Below are 23,194 nucleotides of genomic sequence, written 5' to 3'. Positions count from 1 at the left end.
GCCTGGCGCCGTCAGCGGCGGCGCTTCTCCCGGACCCGCACCGACACCTCGATCGGCGTGCCCTCGAAGCCGAACTGCTCACGCAGGCGGCGCTCGATGAAGCGGCGGTAGCCGGCCTCGATGAAGCCCGAGGCGAAGATGACGAACCGCGGCGGACGCGTCGAGGCCTGGGTCGCGAAGAGGATCCGCGGCTGCTTGCCACCGCGCAGCGGGTGCGGGTGCGCGGCCACGATCTCGCCGAGGAAGGCGTTGAGGCGCGCCGTGGGGATGCGGGTGTCCCACGACTCGAGGGCGGTCTCGATCGCCGGCACGAGACGGTCCATGTGGCGGCCGGTGCGCGCCGAGATGTTGGCCCGCGGGGCCCACGGCACCTGGACGAGCTCCTTCTCGATCTCGCGCTCGAGGTAGTACCGCCGCTCCTCGTCGAGGTTGTCCCACTTGTTGTAGGCGATGACGAGGGCGCGGCCGCTGTCGATGACCTGCTGCACGACACGGATGTCCTGCTCGGCGATCGGCTGCTCGGCGTCGATGAGCACCACGGCCACCTCGGCCTTCTCGAGCGCGGTCTGGGTGCGCAGCGAGGCGTAGAAGTCGGCACCCCGGGACTGGTGCACGCGGCGGCGGATGCCGGCGGTGTCGACGAAGCGCCAGGTCTTGCCGCCGAGCGTGATCAGCTCGTCGACCGGGTCGCGCGTGGTGCCGGCGACGTTGTCGACGACGACGCGCTCGGAGCCGGCGAGCTTGTTGAGCAGGCTCGACTTGCCGACGTTCGGGCGCCCGATGAGCGCGACGCGTCGAGGACCGCCCTGGGCGTAGGCGCCGTGGGCGGAGACGTCGGGCAGCACGTCGAGGACGGCGTCGAGCGCGTCGCCGCTGCCCCGCCCGTGCACGGCCGAGACCGGCCAGGGCTGGCCCAGGCCGAGGTTCCACAGCGCGGCCGCGTCGGCCTCGCCGCGCTGGTCGTCGACCTTGTTGGCCACGAGCACGACGGGCTTGCCCGAGCGGCGCAGCAGGCGCACGACCTTCTCGTCGTCGTCGGTGGAGCCCACGGTGGCGTCGACGACGAACATGACGACGTCGGCCAGCTCGATGGCGATCTCCGCCTGCTCGGCCACGCGCAGGTGGATGCCCGACGCGTCGGCCTCCCAGCCGCCGGTGTCGACGATGGTGAACCGTCGCCCGCCCCACTCGGCCTCGTACGAGACGCGGTCGCGGGTGACGCCCGGGACGTCCTCGACGACGGCCTCGCGGCGGCGCAGGATGCGGTTGACGAGGCTCGACTTGCCGACGTTGGGCCGGCCGACGACGGCGACGACCGGCAGCGGGCCCTGCTCGGCCTGGTCGCCGGCCAGCGGGCCCTCGGCCGACAGCAGCGCCTCGTCCTCCGGGCTCAGCTCGAAGTCGGTGAGCCCGGCGCGCAGGGCGCGCTCGACGCTGGCGTCGTCGGCGGTGGTGGTCGAGATCGGAGCGCCCTCGTCGGTGGGGCGGGCGGTCTCGTCAGTCACGGTGTCCTCGAATCAGTGAACGTCTCTGGAGGCACCATTCTCCACCCGCGCGAGACGCACGTGTGACGCGAGGCGGTCGCGCAGCTGTTCGCTGGCGAGGCGGAGGCGTTCGCGGCCGGGTGCGGACGCGTCGATCTCGAGGTGGAACGGCTCGCCGAAGTCGACGAGGAGGCGCGAGCGCGGCGCCGGCCAGGAGTCCTTCGTGCCGCCCTCGACGCGGGTGCCCACCACGGCCACCGGCACGATGGCGGCATCGGTGCGCAGGGCGATCCACGCCGCGCCCTGGTTGACCTGCTGGACGTCGCCGTCGGCCCGGTTGCCCTCCGGGAAGATGCCGACCGCTCCGCCCTCCTCGAGCACGGCGGTGGCGGCTGCGAGGGCCGCCCGATCGCCGACGGTGCGGTCGATGGGGATCTGTCCGACGTTGCGGATGGTCCAGCCGAAGAAGCCGGAGAAGGCCTCCTGCTTGACGAGGAAGCTGACCGGGCGCGGCGCCAACGAGAAGACGAGCGGGCCGTCGAGGAAGGCCGCGTGGTTGGCCACGAGGATGACCGGGCCGGTGCGTGGCACCCGCTCGGCGTGGCGAGCCACGCCCCGGTAGAGCGTGCTGAAGATGAGGCGTCCAATGGGCCGGCCGACGCGGGCCCGGTTCGGGTGCGGCGCGGTGGCCGCCGTCATGCCCGGGCCGCCTCGACGACGGCGAGGACGGCCGCGACCGACCCCTCGAAGTCCAGGTGGGAGGTGTCGACGGTGGTGACCCCGTCGGCGGCCACCGTGAACTGTGACACCGTGGAGTCGGCCTTGTCGCGGTCGACGATCTGCGAGCGGGTGGCGGCGACCGAGTGCTCCTCGGCGTCACCGTGCAGCTCCTTGCTGCGGCGGGCCAGGCGTGCCTCCTCCGAGGCCGTGAGCAGGATCCGGACCGGGGCGTCGGGGGCCACCACGGTCGTGATGTCGCGCCCCTCGGCCACGACCCCGCCGGAGGCGGCGCCGGCCTCGGAGACGAGCCGGCGCTGCAGGTCGCGCAGGATCTCCCGCACCGGGATCACGGTGGCGACGGCCGAGACGCTCGTCGAGATGCGGGTCTCGCGGATCGCAGCGCCGACGTCGGTGCCGTCGACGCTCACCGTCGGGTGGTCGGGGTCGGTGCCGATGGCGAGCGGGAAGTCGGCAGCGGCCCGGGTGATGGCGTCGGCGTCGGTGAGGTCGACGCCCTCGTGCAGGCACCACCAGGTCAGCGCGCGGTACATGGCGCCGGTGTCGAGGTAGCCGTAGCCGAGTGTGCGCGCGACCTGCTTGGAGACGCTCGACTTGCCCGAGCCCGAGGGGCCGTCGATGGCGATGACGAACCCAGAGAGGGCCTGGTCGTGCTGCTCGTGCTGATCGGCGGTCTGCGACATGCGCCAGAGGATAGTGCCTGTGCGGGGTGCCGATGCGGGCGCGCTCAGTCGTGGACGCGCCAGCCCAGGCGCGTCAGCTCGGCCTGCAGCGGCTCGACGGACGCCGGGACCACCGACACCTCGGCGACGCCCACAGCCTGGCCGAGGCCGTGCTCGAGGTGGAGGTCCTCGAGGTTGATCCCGGCGGCGCCGATGTCGGTGAGCAGCCGGGCGAGGGCGCCGGGCTCGTCGGGAATGACGACCGAGACGACCTCGTACGCGGCCGGTGCAGCGCCGTGCTTGCCGGGGATGCGGGCGTGGCCGAGGTTGCCCGACTCGAGGACGTGGCTCAGCGTCGCGAGCGAGCCCGCGCCGTCGGAGTCCACGAGGTGGTCGAGCGCGACGAGCACGTCGTCGACCTGGGTGCGCACCTGGCGCAGGACGTCCCGGACGGCCGAGGCGTTGCCGGCGAGGATCTGGGTCCACAGGCGGGGGTCGCTCGCCGCGATCCGGGTGACGTCGCGCAGCCCCTGGCCGGCGAGGCCGACCGCGGGCTCGGGCAGCTCGCGCAGGCACCCGGCGACGATGCTCGCCGCGAGCTGCGGCACATGGGAGACCGCGGCGACCGCGGCGTCGTGCTCGTGGGCGGGCATGACGCGCACCGCAGCGCCGACGTCGAGCGCCAGGGCACGCACGGCGCGGACCGCGTCCTCGCTCGAGCCGGCGTGCGGCACGACGACCCAGGCGCGCCCGTCGAAGAGGTCGGCGCGGGCCGCGGCGGCGCCGGAGCGCTCGCGACCCGCCATGGGGTGTGACCCGACGTAGCGGGACGCGTCGGCGCCCGAGGCGAGGACGCGCTCGAGGACCGCCTCCTTGACGGACGCGACGTCGGTGACGACGGCGTGCGGCCAGCGCGTCAGCGCGGCAACGACGGCGTCGGCAGCGACGTCGGGAGGTGCCGCGACGACCACGACCTCCGGGTCGGGCCCCTCCTGCACGGCATCGAGAGCCTCGCCCGCGCGCAGGTCGCGGGCCAGGTGCACTGCCGTCGGCGACGGGTCCTCGAGCGTGACGCGGTGGCCCTGGTTGGTCAGTGCGATCCCGAGGCTCGTGCCGATGAGACCGGTGCCGACGACGTGGACGTGGGCCGCCGGGGTCGCCCGTGTCACAGACCAGCGGCCTTGTAGAGGGCCCCGATCTCGGCCTTGTTGAGACGGCGCAGACGCCCGGACTTGAGGTCGGCGAGACGGATCGGGCCGACCTCGGTGCGGACGAGCTCGAGGACGGGGTGACCGACCGCCTCGAGCATCCGGCGCACGACGTGCTTGCGGCCCTCGTGCAGGACGACCTCGATGAGCGCCCGGCCGGGCTGGCTGTCGACGATCTTGAAGGAGTCGACGGTGACCGGGCCGTCCTCGAGCTCGACGCCCTCGCGCAGCCGCTTGCCGACGTCGCGGGCGACCGGGCCGCGGACCGTCGCGAGGTAGGTCTTGAGGACGCCGTAGGCCGGGTGCTGGAGCCGGTGCGCGAGGTCGCCGTCGTTCGTCAGCAGGAGCAGGCCCTCGGTGTCGGCGTCGAGGCGGCCCACGTGGAAGAGCCGCTCCTCGCGGTTGCCGACGTAGTCGGCGAGCGAGACGCGGCCGAGGTCGTCGCTCATCGTCGTGACGACGCCCTTCGGCTTGTTGAAGGCGAGGTAGACGCGGTCCTCGTCGAGGTTGACCCGGACGCCGTCGACGTGGACCACCGCGGTGCGCGCGTCGACGCGGACGCCGAGCTCGGTGACGACCTGGCCGTCGACCTGCACGCGGCCCTCCGCGATGAGGTTCTCGCAGACGCGGCGTGAGCCGACGCCCGCGGCCGCCATGAGCTTCTGCAGGCGCGTGCCGTCGGGGTCGTGCACGTCGACCTGCGGCTGCTGGCGACGGTCCGGGAGGCGCGTGGGCTGGCTCGGCTTGGTCGATCCGGCGAACCGGGGGGCCGAGCGCTGGCCTCGCCCGCCCGAACCCGTGGCCTTGCCGCCACGCGTGGGCTGGCCGGAGCGTCCCCGCCCGGCACCTCCCGCGCCGGTGCTCCCGGTGCCTCCGGTGCCTCCGGTGCGTCCGGAGCCGGAGCCCTTCTTCCGCGGCTGGCGCGGGGACCGTGAGTACTCGCTCATGCGTGTCCTTCCTCGATGAGCTCGTCGATGACGTCGGCGTCCGGCAGGTACGGCGCCAACGGGGGCAGGTCGTCGATCGACCCGAGGCCCATGCGCTGCAGGAAGAACGGCGTCGTGCGGTAGAGCACCGCACCGCTCTCCCCCGTGCCCTCGACCTCCTCGATGAGACCGCGCGAGACGAGCGTGCGCACGACGCCGTCGACGTTGACGCCGCGGACCGCGCTGACCCGGGCCCGTGACACGGGCTGGCGGTAGGCGATGACGGCGAGGGTCTCGAGCGAGGCCTGGGTCAGCTTGGCCTGCTGGCCGTCGAGGACGAACTTCTCGACGACGGGGGCGTAGTCGGTGCGGCTGTACATGCGCCAGCCGCCCGCGACGGGACGCAGGGTGAAGCCGCGCAGCTGCTCGGTGTACTCGGCCTCGAGGGCGTGCAGGTGCTCGCGGACGTCCTCCACCGGCAGCTCGAGCGCCGAGGCGAGGGCGAGCTCGGTCACCGGTTCGTCGATGACCATGAGGACGGCCTCGAGCGCGGAGCGGGCGCCGCCCGGGAAGTCGTTGATGTCGAAGGCGATCTGCTCGTCGGCCTCCACCGCCTCGACCACCGGATCGGACTCCGGCTCGGGCGTCGACTCTGTGTCCGGTACCTCGTCCACGGCGTCCGCCGGGACGGTCTCGGCGTCGTCGTCACTCATCGTCTGCTCCTGCATCGGTCTGGGGTGCCGCGGCGGGCGTGTCGGCGGTCTTGTCCGGCTCGTCCGCCCCGTCGGCCTCGTCGAACTCGTCGGTGATCTCCACGTCGCCGTCGTCGGCGCCGGTCCAGCGGATGTCGAGCTCGCCGAGGGCCTCGGCCTGCTCGAAGGCGATGGCCGCCTCCTTGAACAGCTCGAGCAGGGCGAGGAACCGGGCCACGATGACGAGGGTGCTGTCGGCGTCGGAGACGAGGCTGCGGAAGGACACCTGGCCACGGGTGCGCAGCCGCGCGACGACGATCGCCGCCTGCTCGCGCACGCTGACCTGCGGCGCGTGCAGGTGGTCCAGGCCCACGGTCGGGGGAATCTTGGGGGTCATGGCCCGCGCCGCGATCATCGCGAACTGCTCGGGCGTCAGGGCGATGACGAGCTCGGGCAGCAGGCTCGCGAACTCCGGCTCCAGGCCCGCCTGGCGGGGCGTGATGCGCCCGGCGGTGGCCATCCGCTCGCGGAACGCGCCGGCGATCTCCTTGTACGCGCGGTACTGCAGCAGCCGGGCGAAGAGCAGGTCGCGGGCCTCGATGAGGGCGAGGTCCTCGTCGTCCTCCGGACCGGACTGCGGCAGGAGCCGGGCGGCCTTGAGGTCGAGGAGGGTCGCGGCGATGAGGAGGAACTCGCTGGCCTGCCCGAGGTCCCAGTCGTCGTCGGCCGCCTGGGCGGTGCGGATGTGCGCGATGAACTCGTCGGTGACCTGGGCCAGGGCTACCTCGGTGATGTCGAGCTTGTGCTTGCTGATGAGGCCGAGGAGCAGCTCGAACGGCCCGGAGAAGACGTCGAGGTGCACCTGGAACGGCGCGCTCACGGTCCGCCGCGTGAGGATGCCGCCGGGGGTGATCGCCGGCGCGGCGGCGGTACCGGCTGCCTCCGGACCTGCCGTGGCGGTCGGGCCGCCGAGGTCCTCGAGGTCGCCGAACCCACCCGCGTCGGGCGCGGGGCTCTGCGCGTCGACCGGCTCGCGGTCGACGATGTCCTGCTCGGTCATCGCGTCAGCCGGGATCAGGCGGCGTCGCCGCGCGAGATGAGCTCGCGCGCGAGCTGCCGGTAGGCGTTGGCCCCGGAGTGCTCGGAGGAGTACGTCGTGATCGGCTCGGCGGCGAGCGTCGCGTCGGGGAACTTCACCGTGCGGCTGATCACCGTGTGGAACACCTGGTCACCGAAGTGGTCGACGACCGACTTGACGACCTCGCGGCTGTGCAGCGTGCGGGCGTCGTACATCGTGGCGAGGATGCCGTCGACCTGCAGGCGCGGGTTGAGCCGGTCGGTGATCTTCTCGATCGTGTCGACGAGCAGGGCGACGCCGCGCATGGCGAAGAACTCGCACTCGAGCGGGATGACGACCCCGTGCGCGGCCGTCAGGGCGTTGACGGTGAGCAGGCCGAGCGAGGGCTGGCAGTCGATGAGGATCACGTCGTACTCGTCGACGACGGGCCGCAGCACGCGGGCCAGGATCTGCTCGCGGGCGACCTCGCCGACGAGCTGGACCTCGGCGGCGGACAGGTCGATGTTGGCGGGCACGACGTCGAGACCCGGGGTGCGGGTGTGCTGGATGACCTCGTGGATCTCGTGGCCACGCTCCACGAGGAGGTTGTAGATCGTCAGGTCGAGCTCGAGGGCGTTGACGCCGAGGCCGACCGACAGCGCACCCTGTGGGTCGAAGTCGATGACGAGCACCTTGCGGCCCAGCTCGGCCAGGGCCGCGCCGAGGTTGATCGTCGTCGTCGTCTTGCCGACGCCGCCCTTCTGGTTGCACATCGCGATGACGCGGGCCGGGCCGTGGCTCGACAGCGGTGGCGGGACCGGGAAGTCGGGCAGCGGGCGACCGGTGGGGCCGAGCCCGTTGCGCTTGTCGGCCTGCAGCTGGGCGGCCGGGACGATGCGCTCAGGCGGGGGGCCCGGGCGGGCCCCGGCGTCGCCGGGTCGCGTGTCGAGGTGCTCGGACGGCACGGACTGCATGGTCTCGCGTGACTCCTCGTTCACCTGGTGTTCCACTCGGTCGACCTCGTCTCAGGTCAGTGGTCGGCCTCTCGCCGATCACGAGCGACCCTATCAGCGCGCACGCGGATGGGCCGTCGCATACACCTCTCGGAGCCGGTGTGTCGAGACCATCGTGTAGATCTGCGTCGTCGTGACCGACGCGTGTCCGAGCAGCTCCTGCACGACGCGGACGTCCGCGCCGCCGTCGAGCAGGTGGGTCGCGAAGGAGTGGCGCAGGGTGTGCGGAGAGACGTGCTCGGTGAGGTCGGCGCGCTCCGCGGCCCGCCGGATGACCGCCCAGGCCGACTGCCGGGAGAGCCGGTTGCCGCGCTGGTTGAGGAAGAGGGCGGGCCCTCCCCTGCCCTTGACGGCGAGGGCGGGACGGCCTCGCACCATGTAGGCGCTGACGGCGTCGACGGCGTAGCGCCCGACGGGCACGATCCGCTCCTTGCCACCCTTTCCGTGCAGGCGCACCGCCGAGACGCCGGGTGCCCCCGGTCCGGTCGGCAGCTCGAGGTCGTCGACGTCGAGCCCGACCGCCTCGCTGATCCGGGCGCCGACGCCGTAGAGCAGCTCGAGGAGGGCGCGGTCGCGCAGCGACTCGGGAGTGTCGCCGACCGACGCGGCGGCGAGCAGCCGCTCGACGGCGTCGACGGAGATCGCCTTGGGCAGCCGCGCCGGCGGCTTCGGCGGCGCGACGTTGGCGGCCGGGTCGGTGGGCACCTCCCCCTCGAGCGCGAGGAAGCGGTGGAAGCCGCGCACCGCGACGAGCGTCCGTGCGGCCGACGACGCGGCCAGGCCCCGCTCTCGCAGCGCGGCGAGGAAGTCGGTGACGTCGGCCTCGGTGACGCGGCCGGCGTCGGTGACCCCGCGCGCGGCGAGGTGGGCCGTGTAGGCCCGCAGGTCGCGTCGGTAGGAGGCGAGCGTGTTGTCCGACGCACCCCTCTCGACGCGGACGTGGTCGAGCCAGCCGCGGACGTCACGCTCGATGCGCGTGACGACCGCGGCCGGCGCGGCGACGGGTTCGACGGGCTGCTGGGTCAGGACAGTGCCTCGTCGAGCGAGACCGAGGTCATGCCGTGCGCCTCGGCGACGCCCCCGTAGGTGACGTGGCCGTCGTGGGTGTTGAGGCCGAGGCCGAGGGCGTGGTCCGAGCTCAGGGCGTCGCGCCAGCCCTGGTTGGCCAGCTTGACGGCGTAGGGCAGCGTCGAGTTGGTCAGCGCGTACGTCGAGGTGTTCGGCACGGCACCGGGCATGTTCGCGACGCAGTAGAAGACCGAGTTGTGCACGCGGTAGGTGGGGTCGGCGTGCGTCGTGGGGTGGCTGTCCTCGAAGCACCCGCCCTGGTCGATCGCGATGTCGACGAGGACCGAGCCCGGCTTCATCTGCGACACGAGCTCGTTCGAGACGAGCTTCGGGGCGGCCGCGCCCGGGATGAGCACGGCGCCGATGACCATGTCGGCCTGCATCACCTGCTCCTGCACGGTCAGCTTCGAGGAGGCGAGGCCGTGCACCTGGTTGTCGTAGCGCCAGAACGACATCCGCAGCTTGTCGAGGTCGGTGTCGAGCAGCGTGACGTCGGCGCCCATGCCGAGCGCGATGTTCGCCGCGTTCTGGCCGGACACGCCCGCGCCGAGGATGACGACCTTGGCGTTGGCGACGCCGCCGACACCACCGAGGAGCACGCCGCGCCCGCCCTGGGCGCGCATCAGCGCGTGCGCCCCGACCTGCGGCGCGAGGCAGCCCGCGACCTCGGACATCGGGTAGAGCAGGGGCAGGGCTCCGGAGGGCAGCTGGACCGTCTCGTAGGCGATGCCGGTGACCTTGCGCTTGAGGAGCTCCTCGGTGAGGGGCTTGTCGGCGGCGAGGTGCAGGTAGGTGAAGAGGGTCAGGCCCTCGCGCATCCGGTGGTACTCCTCGGCCACGGGCTCCTTGACCTTGAGCACCATGTCGGCCTCGCCCCAGACGTCGTCGGCCGAGCCGATGATGCGGGCCCCGGCCGCGACGTAGTCGTCGTCGGTGATCAGGGAGCCGACCCCGGCGTCCTTCTCGACGAGCACCTCGTGCCCCTGGTCGGTGAGCTCGTGGACCCCGGATGGGGTGATGGCCACGCGGTACTCGTGGTTCTTGACCTCGCGAGGGATGCCGACCTTCATCGTGCTGCACTTCCTTCTCGATGAGAGCGTGCCCGGGGGCAGGACCGGTCGACGTTGACCGGCGAGGATCACTCTAGCCACGGGCCGAGACGCCCCTTGACGGGTTGGCGACATCCCGTTCGGCCTCCAGTACGACCTCCAGTGCGACACCCGGAGAGGCCTGGGGACGAGTGCCGTGCCGGCACCCGTCGTCATGGCAGGGTGAGCCCATGCATCCGGTGCTCGTCGACGTGCGGGGCCTGTCCGTGGGCACGCACGAGACGTTCGTGGCCCTCGGTCTGCTCGTCGCGGTGCTCGTCTTCCGCCTCGAGGCGCGACGTCGCGGCGCGACCGACCCGCGCCTGTGGACCGTGGTGGCCGTCGCCCTGGCGTGGGGCGCGGTGTTCATGTACCTCGGGACGTGGCTGCAGCACCTCGACCTCTCCCGCAACCCCGGCTTCGTCGAGCAGGTCCTCTACGGCAACCGGAGCATCATCGGAGGCCTGCTCGGCGCCTATGCCGGTGCGCTCGTCGGCAAGCGCGTCACCCGCTACCGTGCCCGCACCGGTGCGCTCTTCGCCCCTGCGGTGGCAGCCGGGATGGCCGTCGGACGCGTGGGCTGCCTGCTCACGGAGGCACCGGGGCGCCCCACCGGGCACGGGTGGGGCGTCGTGCTCGACGCGCAGGCCGCTCGGTACACCGGCTCGGTGGCCGGGGTCCCGCTGCACCCGACCTACCTCTACGAGATCGCCTTCCACGCAGTGGCGTTCGTCCTGCTCGTGCGTCACCGCGACCGCCTCGCCGAACCCGCGGGCCTCTTCACGGTCTATGTCGCCGCCTACGCCGTGTTCCGTTTCGCGGTCGAGTTCGTCCGCGCCAACGAGGTCGCCTGGCTCGGCCTGACCCGTCCGCAGCTGGTCCTGCTCGCCCTCGCACCGCTCGCGCTGTGGCGGGCGGCCCTCGTGCTCCGCGCCCCCCGACCTGTACGCGTCCCCCAGGAGGCCCTGTGACGCCCACACCCGCCGTCGACGCCGGTCCCGGCCGAGGGCTCCGTGGTGACCGCATCCACCGCTATGTCAACGCCTTCTGCCCGAGGTGCCACGACGAGCGGCCGGAGCGCGACCTCGCCGACGTCGCGCGCCTGAGCGGGTGGCTCGCCGAGCGCGACGACCGGGTGTGGCTCGAACGAGGGTGCCGCGAGCACGGGCTCGTGCGCACGCTGTACGACGAGTCGCCCGAGATCCTGCGCTACCTCGAGCAGTGGACCGCCCCGACCAAGTCGCACGGGCCCGACAGGGTCGCCAACTTCCTCCCCGTGCCCGAGGCGTACGAGTACGGCCTCCCCGCGATGCAGACCCAGCACACGTGCATCCTCCTCGAGGACGTCATCGAGCACTGCAACCTGCGCTGCCCGACGTGCTTCACCGACTCCGCTCCGGCGCTCGGCGGGGTCGTGCCGGTCGCCGACGTGCTGGCCAACGTCGATGCCCGGCTCGCACGCGAGGACGGCCGCCTCGACGTGCTCATGCTCTCCGGTGGTGAGCCGACCCTGCACCCGCAGCTGGCCGAGCTGCTCGACGAGCTCGTGGCCCGACCGGTCGTGCGGATCCTCGTCAACACGAACGGTCTGACGCTGGCCCGCGACGACGCCCTGCTCGACCTGCTGCGCCGCCACAGGGAGCGCGTCGAGGTGTACCTGCAGTACGACGGCGGCTCTCCCGACGCGTCACGCCACCATCGCGGCGCCGACCTGCGCCGGCACAAGGACCTCGCGCTCGAGCGGCTGTCCGACGCCGGGGTGTTCACGACGCTGACGATGACCGCAGCGCTCGGGGTCAACGACGACGAGATCGGTCACGTCGTGATGCGCGCTCTCGAGACGCCCTACGTCGGGGGCGTCTCGATCCAGCCGCAGTTCGGCAGCGGCCGCAGCGGCGCCATCGACCCGCTCGACCGGCTCACCCACACCGGGGTCCTCGCCCGCCTCGAGGAGCAGACCGGTGGCGTCGTCACGTGGCGCGACCTGACGGCGCTGCCGTGCTCGCACCCGCACTGCGCGTCCGTCGGCTACCTGCTGCGGGGCGACTCGGGCTCGTGGACCTCGCTGACCCGCGCGGTCGGCCACGACCGGCTGCTCGAGTGGCTCGACCTGGCCCCCGACGTCCTCGCCAACCGGATCGCCGACCAGGCCGTGCCCGCCGAGCTGCGGGCCGCGGTCAAGGAGTCGTTGCTCGGACTGCTCTCTGAGCAGTCCTCGCTCTCGCACCCGAACGTCGCAGACCTCTGGCGTGGCATCTGCGATGCGTGCGACCTCGGCGTCGGGAGCCTCGCGACGCTCGCGGCATCCGGCCTGCCCGGGCAGCGCAAGCGGTTGCGACGCCTGCTGGCCGAGCGGGTCGTGCGCATCACGGTCAAGCCGTTCATGGACGTCTCGACGATGATCGAGGAGCGCCTCACCCAGTGCTGCGTGCACGTCGGCACCCGCGGCGCCGACGGTGCCGACCAGTGCGCGCCGTTCTGCGCCGTCCAAGCCTGGCCTGCGCTCGCGCGGCAGCGGCTCTCCACCACGGCGGGCCGCCCGCTCCTGCCGCTGGCGGGCCCGGTGGGTCTCGCGTGAGCGTGCCGCCGCCGGTCTTCCCTCCCCCGCCCAGCGGCCCCGGAGTCCCGGCCGGCCCTCCGCCGTCTCCCCCGCCACCGCCGCGACGGCCGGGTCGCCTGGTCGGTGCCCTGCTCGGGATCGCCTTCTGGGTGCTGGCCGCCGTCGGCTGGTTCACCCTCGGCGGCGACCACGCAGTCGCCGGGCTCCTCGTGACGCTCGTCGCCTCCATCGTCGGCGCGACCGTCGCGCTGGCCTCGGAGCGACTGCAGTCGTACGCCGCTGGGTTCCTCATCGCTTCCGGCGTCATGCCCATCGTTCTCGGAGGTGCCTGCATCGGGCTCATCGCCGTCGTCATGGGAGGCCACTGACGTGGGCGGCAACGCCGAGGACCCGGTGGCCGACGCGAGCGGGCGGGCGGGTGGCGCAGTCGATCGCGCGGTCGACCTGACGCCCACGCGCGGAGCGCGCGACGGCTCCGAGAGTGCCCCGGCGGCGGTGGCCCTGCCCGACCCGCTGCGGCTGTGCATCTTCGCGACCGTCGCCCTGGTCTCGTGGCTCGCCGGGCCCTGGGCCCTGGCGTTCTTCGCGGGGCTCGGCGTCGTCGGCTACGCACGCGCCCGACGTGCGGGCCTGCTCCGTTCCCGGTGCCTCCTCGGCGACACCCGGCTGGTCCTGCTCTACCTGGGGGTCCTCTTCGGTGTCGCCGTGTGGTTCGCGGTTCGGCAGGTGGCCGGCTGAGCGCGCACGGCGTCCCGTCCGGCGCGTAGGTTGGCCCGCACCGACGATGGAGGCCACCCGATGAAGCTCTACGCCGACACGCCCGTCCGCCGGACGCGTCAGCTGCTGTCCGACGTGCTCGTCCTCCTGTGGGTCGGGGTGTGGGTCTGGCTGGGTCGGCAGACCCACGACGTCGTCATGGGCCTCAAGGCGCCCGCCGACTCGATCACCTCCGCCGGCACCTCGGTGCACAGCTCGCTGACCGGTGCGGGCGACCAGGCCGGGCAGATCCCGCTCGTCGGCGACCAGCTCAAGCAGTGGCTCGGGCAGGCCGCGTCGTCGGGCACGACGTTGAGCCAGGCCGGCACGACGATGGCGACGACGGTCGAGCGGGTCGCCCTCGTGCTCGGGCTCGTCGTCGCCCTCGTGCCGATCGCGATCGTCGTGGCGCTCTGGCTCTACGTGCGGGTCGGCTTCGTGCGTCGCGCCTCGGCCGCCCAGCGGTTCATCGACGCCAGTGCCGACCTCGACCTCTTCGCGCTGCGGGCCATGGCGACGCAGCCGATGAGCGTCCTGGCCCGGATCAGCGACGACCCGGCCGGCGCGTGGCGCCGTCAGGACTCCGCCGTCATCCGCGAGCTGGCCACCCTCGAGCTGCGCGACCAGGGACTGCGGCCGCCCCGCGTCTGAGCGCCTCGGTCGCCGGACGCGTCAGTCGGCGACGCGCGTCACCGCCGGGTGCAGGTCCTCGGCGGGGGGTGACCATGACGCGGCGTCGGCCGGCACCTGCTCGCCCGAGCGGATGTCCTTGACCTCGTCGCCGGCCTCGCCGGCCGAGGGGAACCAGACGAACGGGATGCCCCGGCGCTCGGCGTAGCGGATCTGCTTGCCGAACTTCGCCGCCTTCGGTGCGACCTCGCAGGCGATGCCCCGACGCCGCAGCGCTGTCGCGATCGCGACCGCACCCTCACGCGAGGCGTCGTCGTTGAGGGCGACGAGGACCGCCGCCGGCGTGGACCGCGAGGCCGTGACGAGCCCGCGCCCGACGAGCAGGCCCAGGATGCGGGTGACGCCGATCGAGATGCCGACACCCGGATAGGTGTTCCGGCCGTCGCTGGCGAGGGCGTCGTACCGGCCGCCGGAGCAGAAGGAACCCCACGACTCGTGACCGACGAACTGCGTCTCGTAGACGGTGCCGGTGTAGTAGTCGAGGCCGCGGGCGACGCGCAGGTCGGCGACGACGCGTCCGGGCGCGTGCGCCATGCCGGTGCGGATGACGTTGGCGAGCGACTCGAGGCCCTCGTCGAGGAGCGGGTGCTCGACGCCGAGGGCGCGGACGCGCTCGACGAAGGAGAGGTCGTCGGTGCGGATGTCGGCGAGGGCCAGGCACTGGTCGGCCTGCTCGTCGGTGGCGCCGGCCTCGAGCAGCATGACGCGGACCTTCTCGGGGCCGACCTTGTCGAGCTTGTCGACGATGCGCAGCGTGCCGACGACGTCTTTCAGGCCGATGCCTTGGTAGAAGCCGTTCGGGATCTTGCGGTTGTTGACCTGGATGACGAAGTCGCCCACCGGGAACCGGCTGAAGACGTCGGCGATGACGAGCGGCATCTCGGCCTCGAAGTGCGGGCTCAGCTCGCCGGTGTCGACGACGTCGATGTCGGCCTGGGTGAACTCCCGGTACCGGCCCTCCTGGGGTCGCTCCCCACGCCACGCCTTCTGGATCTGGTAGCGCCGGAACGGGAAGGCGAGCTTGCCGGCGTTCTCCAGGACGTAGCGGGCGAACGGCACGGTCATGTCGAAGTGCAGGCCCCAGCGGGCGTCCTCGTCGTCGCCGGCCAGGCGCGAGACGGCGTAGATCTCCTTGTCGGCGTCGCCGCCCTTGCCGAGGAGGCGGTCGACCGGCTCGATGGAGCGGGTCTCGACCGAGGAGAAGCCGTGCAGCTCGAAGGTCGTGCGGATGACGTCGAGGAAGCGCTGCTCGACGATGCGTTCGGCGGGCAGGTACTCGGGGAAGCCGCTGATCGGCATGACCTTGGTGCTCGGGGTGCTGCTCACGCGCCCAAGTCTCTCAGGTACGGGTTCGTGGCCCGCTCGTGGGCCATCGTCGTCGCCTGGTAGTGGCCCGGGAGCACGAGCGTCGTGTCGGGCAGGGGCAGCACCTTCTCGCGCAGGCTGCGCTGCATCGCCGCCGGGTCGCCGCCCGGCAGGTCGGTGCGCCCGATCGAGCCGGCGAAGAGGACGTCGCCCGTCACCATGGTCCGGTCGACGTCGACCTGGTCGCGGATGCCGTCGGGCACGCGGTCGATGCCGAACATCACCGACCCCTCGGTGTGCCCCGGCGCGTGCACGACGTCGACGTCGATCCCGGCCAGCGTCAGGCGCGTGCCGTCGCCGATCTCGACGACGGTGCTCGGCTCGGTCCACGTCGCGGCCGTGCCGAACTGCTGCTCGAGCATCGCGACGAGGCCGGGGTTGCTCCGGGCGAGCAGGTCGGTGAGCCGGTACCGGTCGTCGGCGTGGATGTAGGCGGCCGTGTCGGCGCCGCACACCGGCGTCACCGAGTAGACGTGGTCGACGTGCCCGTGGGTCAGCAGCACGGCCGCCGGTCGGAGCCGGTGCTCGGACAGGACCTCGCGCAGCGTGTCGACGACGCCGACTCCCGGGTCGACCACGAGGCACTCCTCCCCCGCGCCCGACGCGATGACGTAGCAGTTCGTGTCGAAGGCCTGGGCCGGGAAGGCGATGGTGAGCACCCGCCGAGCCTAGCGAGGGGTCTGTCACGGGCTTCTTCCACCGCAACATCTCCGGAACGGAGCCAGTTGTCATGGACTCGTGACCGGTCCCGCTGCGTGAGCGCCCATGGACTTCCATAAAATGACCGAACGCCCGGGGACCACCCCCAGCGGCCCGTCCGAGGAGAGGTTCGTGACCAAAGAGCAGGAACGCGCACGTGCGCGCCGCCGCCACGAGGAGCAGCTGAGCAAGGCTAAGCCGCCGGTCAGCGACTCGACGCGGGACAAGCAGGTGTTCGGCGTGATCCTCGCGGTCATCCTCGTCATCGCGGCGGTCATCGTCGTGCCCAAGATCGTGGGCAGCTCCGACACCCCGGCTCCGGCGGCCGCCCCGACGACGACCGCGACGCCGAGCGCGTCCGAGTCCAGCCCGACCACCGGTGCGAACGGCCTGCTGGCCGGCCAGAAGCTCGCGGCCGGGTGCACCAAGCCACCCGCGCTGCAGAAGACCCCGAAGAAGCTGACCCAGGTGCCCGACAAGAAGACGGCCGCCGGCAAGACGTTCGTCGGCACCATCAAGACGTCGTGCGGCGACGTGGTCGTCGAGCTCGACGGAACGAAGGCACCCCAGACGGTCGCCTCGTTCCTCAACCTGGCCAAGACCGGGTACTGGGCCCCGAGCCCCTGCCACCGTGTCACCACCGAGGGCATCTTCGTGCTCCAGTGCGGCGACCCCACCGGCACCGGCTCCGGCGGCCCCGGCTACACCTTCGGCATCGAGAACGCCCCGAAGGACGGCACCTACCCGACCGGCAGCCTCGCGATGGCCCGCACCTCGGACCCGAACAGCAACGGCGGCCAGTTCTTCATCACGTACAAGGAAACAAAGTTGCCGACCGACGGCGGCGGCTACACGATCTTCGGGAAGGTCACCAAGGGCCTTGACATCGTCGAGAAGATCGCGGCGAACAAGGCCCTGCCGCCGAGCCCTGCCGACGGCACCCCGGTGTCCCCGATCAGCATCCTGAGTGTGAGCGTGACGGAGAAGAAGGCATGAGCGACGTGCACGAGCCCCGCCCCGACGAGGCCCCCGAGGCCACCGAGACCCCAGAGGCCACCGAGACCCCAGAGGCCCCCGAGACCACAGCGGCCCGGACGGATTCCCCCACGGAGGTCCAGAACGACGTCCGGTCCGACGCGTCCACCGACACCGGCGCGGACGCCGGTGCCGACGCGCCCGCCGAGGAGCAGGTACCCGTGACGCCCGCCGCCGAGATGGCCGACACCCTCGAGTCCGTCCGCAGCACCGAGGGCAGCGACGCCGCCGCGGCCACGGACACCACCGAGCCGACGGACGCCGCTGAAGCCACCAAGGTCACCGAGGCCACCGAGGCCACCGAGGCGGCTGAGGAGGCGCCCGCCGAGCCGGTGGCCCAGGAGCCTGCCGTCGTCGAGCCCGAGGCGGTCACGGCTGCCGAGGTGACGGCACCCGAGTCGGTCGAGCCGGCCGGCACCGCCCCGCAGGAGCAGCCCGAGCAGGTCGCCGCCGTCGAGGCTGCCGCGCCTGCCGAGGCCAGCGAGACCGTCGAGACCGGCGAGACCGTCGAGACCGGCGAGACCGGCGAGGCCCCCGCTGCCACCGAGGCCGATGCCCAGCCCGAGGCCGAGGCGTCGGTGGCGCCCGTCCCTGCGACGCCGAAGCCGAGCGCCGTGCCGAAGCCGTCGGTGATCCCCTCGCCGGCCGCGGTCGCCAAGGTCGCGGCCCACGCGCCGGCCCCCGCCGCCCCGGCGCCGATCACGACCGACCACTCGGCGTCCGCCGCCTTCGGGCGCGTCGCCGAGGACGGCACGGTCTTCGTGCGCACCCGGGAGGGCGAGCAGGAGGTCGGGTCCTACCCGGGCGCCACGCCCGAGGAGGCCCTGACCTACTTCGCCCGCAAGTACGACGAGCTCTTCGCGTCGGCCGTCCTGCTCGAGCAGCGGCTCGGCCAGCCGGAGGTGCCGTCCAAGGACGTCGCCGAGGGCCTCAAGACGCTGAGCGCCCAGGTCAAGGACGCCACCGTCGTCGGCGACCTCGACGCCCTGGCCGCCAAGCTCGACGAGATCCAGTCCGGGATCGCGAGCAAGCGCACCGTCGAGCAGCAGCACCGCGCCGAGGCCCGCGCGCTCGCCACCACCGAGCGGGAGAAGATCGTCGCCGAGGCCGAGGAGATCGCCGGCCAGCCCGAGAACCGGATCCAGTGGAAGAGCAGCGGCGCCCGGATGCGCGAGCTGCTCGACGAGTGGAAGGCGCACCAGCGCGCGGCCACCCGCCTCGACCGCGAGACCGAGTCGGCCCTCTGGCAGCGCTTCAGCGCCGCGCGCAACGGCTTCGACAAGGCCCGACGCGCCCACTTCGCCCAGCTCGACGCCTCGCACGCCGACGCCAAGTCGCGCAAGGAGCAGCTCGTCGGCGAGGCCGAGCGCCTCGCCACGAGCCACGACTGGGCCGCCACGGCCGGGGCCTTCAAGCGCCTCATGGACGACTGGCGTCGGGCCGGGCGGGCCAGCCGCACCGACGACGACAAGCTGTGGGCGCGGTTCAAGGCCGCCCAGGACGCGTTCTTCGCGGCCAAGGACGAGGTCGTCGCCGCCGAGGAGGAGCAGTACCGGGGCAACCTCGCCGTCAAGGAGACCCTGCTCGTCGAGGCCGAGGCGATCCTGCCGGTCACCGACCTCGAGAAGGCCAAGGCCCAGCTGCGCGTCGTGCAGGACAAGTGGGACGCGGCAGGCAAGGTGCCGCGGTCCGACATGGACCGCGTCGAGAAGGCCATGCGACGCGTCGAGCAGACCGTCCGCGACGCCGAGGACCGCAAGTGGCGCTCGAGCAACCCCGAGGTCGCCGCGCGCGCCCAGGGCATGGTCGACCAGCTCGAGCGGGCCGTCGCCGACCTGCGCGACGAGCTGGAGAAGGCCGAACGCACCGGCAACGAGTCGAAGGTCCGCAAGGCCCGCGAGGCGCTCGACGCGCGTCAGGCGTGGCTCGACCAGGCCCGCGCCGGCGTCGCCGAGTTCGGCGGCTGACCAGCGGCACCCACGACGACGACGGGCCCCTGACCGCACGGTCGGGGGCCCGTCGTCGTGAGGTCGTGGACCCGGCGGGAACCCGACGGGTCAGGCGCGGCTGCCCCGCAGCACGGCGTCCGAGGACTTGCTGCCGTTGACGCGGTACACGTCGAAGACGCCGTCGATCCGTCGGACCGCCTTGATGACGTGGTCGAGGTGGGCCGGGTCGCCCATCTCGAACGTGAAGCGCGAGATGGCGACGCGGTCGCGGGAGGTCTGCACGGACGCCGACAGGATGTTGACGTGCTGGTCGGACAGCACCCGCGTGACGTCGGACAGCAGCCGGTTGCGGTCGAGCGCCTCGACCTGCAGCTGCACGAGGAAGACGCTGGCCGAGCTCGGGGCCCACTCGACGTCGATGAGGCGTTCGGGGTTGGCGGTCAGCTGGGAGGCGTTGGTGCAGTCGGCGCGGTGCACCGAGACGCCGTTGCCGCGGGTCACGAAGCCGATGATCGGGTCGCCCGGCACCGGCGTGCAGCACTTGGCGAGCTTGACCCACACGTCGGCGGTGCCGACGACGACGACGCCGGGGTCTCCCCCGCGACGCCGTTTGGCCTGGCGCGTCGGGACGGTGGCCTCGGCGAGGTCCTCGGTGGCGCCCTCGACCCCACCCATCGACGCGACGACCTTGCTGACGACGTGCTGCGCGGACACGTGGCCCTCGCCGACGGCCGCGTAGAGCGCCTCGATGTCCTGGTAGCGCAGGTCGGTCGCGACGGCCGTCATGGACTCGTGGCTCATGAGCCGCTGCAGCGGCAGGTTCTGCTTGCGCAGGGCCTTGGCGATGGCGTCCTTGCCCGCCTCGATGGCCTCCTCGCGGCGCTCCTTGCTGAACCACGCCTTGATCTTGTTGCGGGCCCGCGGGCTCTTGACGAACTGGAGCCAGTCGCGCGACGGGCCGGCGCCGTCGGCCTTGCTGGTCAGCACCTCGACGACGTCGCCGTTCTCGAGGGTCGACTCGAGCGGCACCAGGCGCCCGTTGACGCGGGCGCCGATGCAGTGGTGGCCGACCTCGGTGTGCACCGCGTAGGCGAAGTCGACCGGCGTGCCGCCCATCGGCAGCGCGACGACCGCGCCCTTGGGCGTGAAGACGTAGACCTCGCTGCTGCCCATCTCGAAGCGCAGCGAGTCGAGGAACTCGCCGGGGTCCTCGGTCTCGCGCTGCCAGTCGAGCAGCTGGCGCAGCCAGGCCATGTCGTTCTGCGGCGTGATCTCGCCGGGCCGGGCTCCCCCGCCCTTGTCCGACTGGTCCTTGTACTTCCAGTGCGCCGCGACGCCGTACTCGGCCCTGCGGTGCATCGTGTGGGTGCGGATCTGGATCTCGACCGGCTTGCCCTGCGGACCGATGACCGTCGTGTGCAGCGACTGGTACATGTTGAACTTCGGCATCGCGATGTAGTCCTTGAACCGGCCGGGCACCGGGTTCCACCGCGAGTGCAGCGCGCCGAGCGCCGCGTAGCAGTCGCGCACCGTGTCGACGAGGACGCGCACCGCGACGAGGTCGTAGATCTCCTCGAAGTCGCGGCCGCGCACGATCATCTTCTGGTACACGGAGTAGTAGTGCTTGGGCCGGCCGGTGACGGTGGCCTTGATCTTGGCGGCGGCGAGGTCCTCGGTGACCTGGGACCGGACGCCCGTCAGGTACTCCTCGCGGGCCGGGGCGCGCTCGGCGACGAGGCGCACGATCTCGTCGTAGACCTTCGGGTAGAGCGTCGCGAACGAGAGGTCCTCGAGCTCCCACTTGATGGTGTTCATGCCGAGGCGGTGCGCGAGCGGCGCGTAGATCTCGAGGGTCTCGTTGGCCTTGCGCTTGGCCGACTCCGGGCTGACGTAGCGCCACGTGCGGGCATTGTGCAGCCGGTCGGCGAGCTTGATGACGAGGACCCGGATGTCTCGGGCCATCGCGATGACCATCTTGCGGACCGTCTCGGCCTGCGCGGCCTCGCCGTAGGTGACCTTGTCGAGCTTGGTGACGCCGTCGACGAGCATCGCGATCTCGTCGCCGAAGTCGCCCCGGAGCTCGTCGAGGCCGTAGTCGGTGTCCTCGACGGTGTCGTGCAGCAAGGCGGCCGCGAGCGTCGGCGGGGTCATGCCCAGCTCGGCGAGGATCGTCGTCACCGCGAGCGGGTGGGTGATGTACGCGTCGCCGCTCTTGCGCATCTGGCCCTCGTGGGCGCGCTCGGCGACCGCGTAGGCACGCTCGATGACCGACAGGTCGGCCTTCGGGTGGTTCTGGCGGACCACCGTCATGAGCGGCTCGAGCACCGGGTTGCCCGCCGGTCGGGTGGCCCCGAACCGCGCGAAGCGGGCGCGCACCCGCGACGGGGTGGACAGCTCGCTGCGGACGTCCTCGCTCATGGAGAGAGTCTAGGTCCCCGCGTCGGGATCACACCGTGAGGACGGCGTTGACGGGCCGGTGCGCGAGACGATCACGCCCGTCGAGAAAGCCGAGCTCGATGACGAACTCGAGGCCGGTCACCTCGGCGCCGGCGCGCTCGATGAGCTCGCAGGCCGCGGCCGCCGTGCCACCCGTGGCCAGCACGTCGTCGATGAGCAGAACCCGGGCTCCGGGGGCGAACGCGTCGGCCTGCACCTCGACCTCGGCGGTGCCGTACTCGAGGGAGTACACCGAGGCGATCGTGTCGCCGGGGAGCTTGCCCGCCTTGCGGATCGGCACGAAGCCGAGGCCCAGGGCGAGGGCGACCGGAGCCCCGAAGATGAAGCCCCGCGCCTCGATGCCGGCGACGACGTCGACCTGGCCGGCGTAGCGGCCGGTGATGTCGTCGACGAGGGTTCGGAAGGCGGCCCCGTCGGCCAGCAGCGGGGCGATGTCCTTGAATACGATGCCCGGCTTCGGGAAGTCGGGCACGTCGCGGACCCGGGCCGCCACGAGGTCACTGATCTTGCTCACGTCGTCTCCTGTGGCGCTCGATCGGGGTGGTCGGAAGGCGGTCAGGCCCCCTAGGGCGGCCCGACCGACTCGTCAGCGACGCGACTTCGGGGCGCGCCTGGGCTGGTTGCGCGGGCCGGCCTGGGCGTACTTGTGGACCGGACGCGCCGACGCGTGCGCGTCCCCGTGGGCGTCTGCGTGGGCTCCGCCGGAGGAGTCGGCACCGACCGCGACCGGCTCTCCGTCGGCGAAGGCCCCGACGACCTCGTCGTGCGACCTCGTGCCGTGCTTGGCGACGTAGCGCTCGAGGTCCTTGACACCCTTCTCGCCCCGGCGCAGGTCGACGAGCAGTGGCGTCGCGATGAAGATCGAGGAGTACGCGCCGACCGAGATGCCGATGAAGAGCGCGAGCGCGAGGTCGAGCAGCGTGCCGGGGCCGAGCATCGTGAAGCCGACGAAGAGGATCGCGGCGATCGGCAGGAGCGCGACGACGGTCGTGTTGATCGAGCGCACGAGGGTCTGGTTGACGGCCAGGTTGGCGGCCGCGGAGTAGGTGGTCCGACGGGTCCGGAACGCCTCGGCCGTGTTCTCGCGCACCTTGTCGAAGACGACGACGGTGTCGTACAGCGAGTAGCCGAGGATCGTCAGGAAGCCGATCATCGAGGAGGGCGTGATCTCGAAACCGAAGAGGGCGTAGATGCCCACGGTGATGACGAGGTCGTGCAGCAGCGCGACGAGACCCGAGACGGCCATCTTCCACGTGCGGAAGTAGAGCCCCATGACGAGGGTCACGAGGACGAGGAAGACGATGAGGCCGCGGATCGCCTGCTGGCTCACCGTCTCTCCCCAGCTCGGTCCGATGAGCGAGGCGCTGACGTTGCTCGGCTGGACGCCGAACTGCTGGGCCAGCTCGGACCGGGCCGCGTCGGTCTTGTCGTCGGCGGCCTCGGTCTGCACCCGTACGGTGTTCTGCCCGACGACGGTCGTGACGACGTTGCCGCTGATCTTGGCGTCGGCGATGGCCGACTGGGCCTTCTCCTCGTAGCCCTCGGTGTTCGTGACGCTCTGGACCCGGAACTCCGAGCCACCGCTGAACTCGATGCCGAAGTTGAGGCCCTTGGCGAAGATGCCGAGGAGGGCGAGCGCGATGAGGACGCCGGAGAAGGCGTACCAGAGCTTCTGGCGACCGATGAAGTCGATCGAGCGCTTACCCGTGTAGAGGTCGTTGCCGACCTGGGCGAAGTTGATCATGGG

Annotated in this window: 22 protein-coding genes; 7 read left to right on the top strand and 15 right to left on the bottom strand. The window is 72.2% G+C overall.

Annotated elements, in window-relative coordinates:
• Positions 1–11: 11 nt before the first annotated feature.
• The 10 genes from der to ald all read right to left on the bottom strand — a co-directional run bounded on the left by der (position 12) and on the right by ald (position 9,918).
• Positions 12–1,505, bottom strand: a complete 1,494-nt coding sequence (der, locus tag AC3A5R_RS08410) for a ribosome biogenesis GTPase Der (RefSeq protein WP_487620298.1) — start codon at positions 1,503–1,505, stop codon at positions 12–14.
• A 12-nt stretch (positions 1,506–1,517) separates the two neighbouring features.
• Positions 1,518–2,183 carry a lysophospholipid acyltransferase family protein gene (locus tag AC3A5R_RS08405; RefSeq protein ID WP_487620297.1) on the bottom strand — a complete coding sequence of 222 codons (666 nt, stop codon included), beginning with the start codon at positions 2,181–2,183 and terminating at the stop codon, positions 1,518–1,520.
• A complete protein-coding gene (cmk, locus tag AC3A5R_RS08400) occupies positions 2,180–2,905 on the bottom strand; it encodes a (d)CMP kinase (RefSeq protein ID WP_487620296.1) in 726 nt (241 codons plus the stop codon). Before cmk ends, AC3A5R_RS08405 begins: the two co-directional genes overlap by 4 nt.
• Before the next feature lie 44 nt (positions 2,906–2,949).
• The gene (locus tag AC3A5R_RS08395) at positions 2,950–4,053 is read right to left on the bottom strand and encodes a prephenate dehydrogenase (protein ID WP_487620295.1); all 1,104 of its coding nucleotides are present in this window, start codon (positions 4,051–4,053) and stop codon (positions 2,950–2,952) included.
• Positions 4,050–5,039 (bottom strand): pseudouridine synthase, encoded by a 990-nt coding sequence (locus AC3A5R_RS08390; protein ID WP_487620294.1) that lies wholly within the window; start codon positions 5,037–5,039, stop codon positions 4,050–4,052. The genes AC3A5R_RS08395 and AC3A5R_RS08390 overlap by 4 nt, the downstream gene beginning before the upstream one ends.
• Positions 5,036–5,731 (bottom strand): SMC-Scp complex subunit ScpB, encoded by a 696-nt coding sequence (gene scpB / locus AC3A5R_RS08385; RefSeq protein WP_487620293.1) that lies wholly within the window; start codon positions 5,729–5,731, stop codon positions 5,036–5,038. Before scpB ends, AC3A5R_RS08390 begins: the two co-directional genes overlap by 4 nt.
• Positions 5,724–6,770 (bottom strand): segregation and condensation protein A, encoded by a 1,047-nt coding sequence (locus tag AC3A5R_RS08380; RefSeq protein ID WP_487620292.1) that lies wholly within the window; start codon positions 6,768–6,770, stop codon positions 5,724–5,726. Before AC3A5R_RS08380 ends, scpB begins: the two co-directional genes overlap by 8 nt.
• A gap of 14 nt (positions 6,771–6,784) precedes the next feature.
• A complete protein-coding gene (locus AC3A5R_RS08375) occupies positions 6,785–7,741 on the bottom strand; it encodes a ParA family protein (protein ID WP_487620291.1) in 957 nt (318 codons plus the stop codon).
• A gap of 93 nt (positions 7,742–7,834) precedes the next feature.
• Complete coding sequence (xerD, locus tag AC3A5R_RS08370; protein WP_487620541.1) at positions 7,835–8,752, bottom strand: site-specific tyrosine recombinase XerD; 918 nt, start codon at positions 8,750–8,752, stop codon at positions 7,835–7,837.
• Positions 8,753–8,802: 50 nt separating this feature from the next.
• On the bottom strand, positions 8,803–9,918 hold the full coding sequence (ald, locus tag AC3A5R_RS08365; RefSeq protein WP_487620290.1) for an alanine dehydrogenase: 1,116 nt from the start codon (positions 9,916–9,918) through the stop codon (positions 8,803–8,805).
• A gap of 209 nt (positions 9,919–10,127) precedes the next feature.
• Between ald and AC3A5R_RS08360 the strand changes: the two genes are divergently transcribed.
• Genes AC3A5R_RS08360 through AC3A5R_RS08340 form a run of 5 tightly spaced genes read left to right on the top strand, consistent with a single transcriptional unit; the run spans position 10,128 to position 13,903 of the window.
• Positions 10,128–10,907 (top strand): prolipoprotein diacylglyceryl transferase, encoded by a 780-nt coding sequence (locus AC3A5R_RS08360; protein WP_487620289.1) that lies wholly within the window; start codon positions 10,128–10,130, stop codon positions 10,905–10,907.
• Complete coding sequence (locus tag AC3A5R_RS08355) at positions 10,904–12,514, top strand: radical SAM protein (protein WP_487620288.1); 1,611 nt, start codon at positions 10,904–10,906, stop codon at positions 12,512–12,514. The genes AC3A5R_RS08360 and AC3A5R_RS08355 overlap by 4 nt, the downstream gene beginning before the upstream one ends.
• Positions 12,511–12,864, top strand: a complete 354-nt coding sequence (locus tag AC3A5R_RS08350) for a hypothetical protein (RefSeq protein WP_487620287.1) — start codon at positions 12,511–12,513, stop codon at positions 12,862–12,864. The genes AC3A5R_RS08355 and AC3A5R_RS08350 overlap by 4 nt, the downstream gene beginning before the upstream one ends.
• Position 12,865: 1 nt before the next feature.
• Complete coding sequence (locus tag AC3A5R_RS08345) at positions 12,866–13,234, top strand: hypothetical protein (RefSeq protein ID WP_487620286.1); 369 nt, start codon at positions 12,866–12,868, stop codon at positions 13,232–13,234.
• Between the two features lie 60 nt (positions 13,235–13,294).
• The gene (locus AC3A5R_RS08340) at positions 13,295–13,903 is read left to right on the top strand and encodes a hypothetical protein (protein WP_487620285.1); all 609 of its coding nucleotides are present in this window, start codon (positions 13,295–13,297) and stop codon (positions 13,901–13,903) included.
• Between the two features lie 21 nt (positions 13,904–13,924).
• On the opposite strand, the gene hisS is transcribed toward AC3A5R_RS08340, so the two are convergent.
• Both hisS and AC3A5R_RS08330 read right to left on the bottom strand, forming a co-directional pair.
• A complete protein-coding gene (gene hisS, locus AC3A5R_RS08335) occupies positions 13,925–15,241 on the bottom strand; it encodes a histidine--tRNA ligase (protein WP_487620540.1) in 1,317 nt (438 codons plus the stop codon).
• Positions 15,242–15,264: 23 nt separating this feature from the next.
• The gene (locus tag AC3A5R_RS08330; RefSeq protein WP_487620284.1) at positions 15,265–15,966 is read right to left on the bottom strand and encodes an MBL fold metallo-hydrolase; all 702 of its coding nucleotides are present in this window, start codon (positions 15,964–15,966) and stop codon (positions 15,265–15,267) included.
• A gap of 172 nt (positions 15,967–16,138) precedes the next feature.
• On the opposite strand from AC3A5R_RS08330, the gene AC3A5R_RS08325 reads away from it, so the two are divergent.
• Positions 16,139–17,002, top strand: a complete 864-nt coding sequence (locus AC3A5R_RS08325; protein WP_487620283.1) for a peptidylprolyl isomerase — start codon at positions 16,139–16,141, stop codon at positions 17,000–17,002.
• Entirely contained in the window at positions 16,999–19,008 is a 2,010-nt protein-coding gene (locus AC3A5R_RS08320) for a DUF349 domain-containing protein (RefSeq protein ID WP_487620282.1), read from the top strand. Before AC3A5R_RS08325 ends, AC3A5R_RS08320 begins: the two co-directional genes overlap by 4 nt.
• A gap of 90 nt (positions 19,009–19,098) precedes the next feature.
• On the opposite strand, the gene AC3A5R_RS08315 is transcribed toward AC3A5R_RS08320, so the two are convergent.
• The 3 genes from AC3A5R_RS08315 to secF form a co-directional block, all read right to left on the bottom strand.
• Complete coding sequence (locus AC3A5R_RS08315; RefSeq protein ID WP_487620281.1) at positions 19,099–21,408, bottom strand: RelA/SpoT family protein; 2,310 nt, start codon at positions 21,406–21,408, stop codon at positions 19,099–19,101.
• A gap of 28 nt (positions 21,409–21,436) precedes the next feature.
• Positions 21,437–21,961 carry an adenine phosphoribosyltransferase gene (locus AC3A5R_RS08310; protein WP_487620280.1) on the bottom strand — a complete coding sequence of 175 codons (525 nt, stop codon included), beginning with the start codon at positions 21,959–21,961 and terminating at the stop codon, positions 21,437–21,439.
• Between the two features lie 72 nt (positions 21,962–22,033).
• Positions 22,034–23,191, bottom strand: coding sequence for a protein translocase subunit SecF (gene secF / locus AC3A5R_RS08305; RefSeq protein ID WP_487620279.1), 1,158 nt, complete (start codon positions 23,189–23,191; stop codon positions 22,034–22,036).
• Positions 23,192–23,194 lie beyond the last annotated feature (3 nt).

This window comes from Intrasporangium sp. Soil_C_50 (assembly GCF_057656595.1).
This window is presented reverse-complemented; position numbering and strand designations above follow the sequence as displayed.

Coding starts and splice junctions, on each gene's coding strand:
- AC3A5R_RS08405 (WP_487620297.1), bottom strand. CDS start 2,183: ATGACGGCGGCCACCGCGCCGCACCCGAACCGGGCCCGCGTCGGCCGG.
- cmk (WP_487620296.1), bottom strand. CDS start 2,905: ATGTCGCAGACCGCCGATCAGCACGAGCAGCACGACCAGGCCCTCTCT.
- AC3A5R_RS08390 (WP_487620294.1), bottom strand. CDS start 5,039: ATGAGCGAGTACTCACGGTCCCCGCGCCAGCCGCGGAAGAAGGGCTCC.
- scpB (WP_487620293.1), bottom strand. CDS start 5,731: ATGAGTGACGACGACGCCGAGACCGTCCCGGCGGACGCCGTGGACGAG.
- AC3A5R_RS08380 (WP_487620292.1), bottom strand. CDS start 6,770: ATGACCGAGCAGGACATCGTCGACCGCGAGCCGGTCGACGCGCAGAGC.
- AC3A5R_RS08375 (WP_487620291.1), bottom strand. CDS start 7,741: ATGCAGTCCGTGCCGTCCGAGCACCTCGACACGCGACCCGGCGACGCC.
- ald (WP_487620290.1), bottom strand. CDS start 9,918: ATGAAGGTCGGCATCCCTCGCGAGGTCAAGAACCACGAGTACCGCGTG.
- AC3A5R_RS08360 (WP_487620289.1), top strand. CDS start 10,128: ATGCATCCGGTGCTCGTCGACGTGCGGGGCCTGTCCGTGGGCACGCAC.
- AC3A5R_RS08340 (WP_487620285.1), top strand. CDS start 13,295: ATGAAGCTCTACGCCGACACGCCCGTCCGCCGGACGCGTCAGCTGCTG.
- hisS (WP_487620540.1), bottom strand. CDS start 15,241: ATGCCGATCAGCGGCTTCCCCGAGTACCTGCCCGCCGAACGCATCGTC.
- AC3A5R_RS08320 (WP_487620282.1), top strand. CDS start 16,999: ATGAGCGACGTGCACGAGCCCCGCCCCGACGAGGCCCCCGAGGCCACC.
- AC3A5R_RS08315 (WP_487620281.1), bottom strand. CDS start 21,408: ATGAGCGAGGACGTCCGCAGCGAGCTGTCCACCCCGTCGCGGGTGCGC.
- secF (WP_487620279.1), bottom strand. CDS start 23,191: ATGATCAACTTCGCCCAGGTCGGCAACGACCTCTACACGGGTAAGCGC.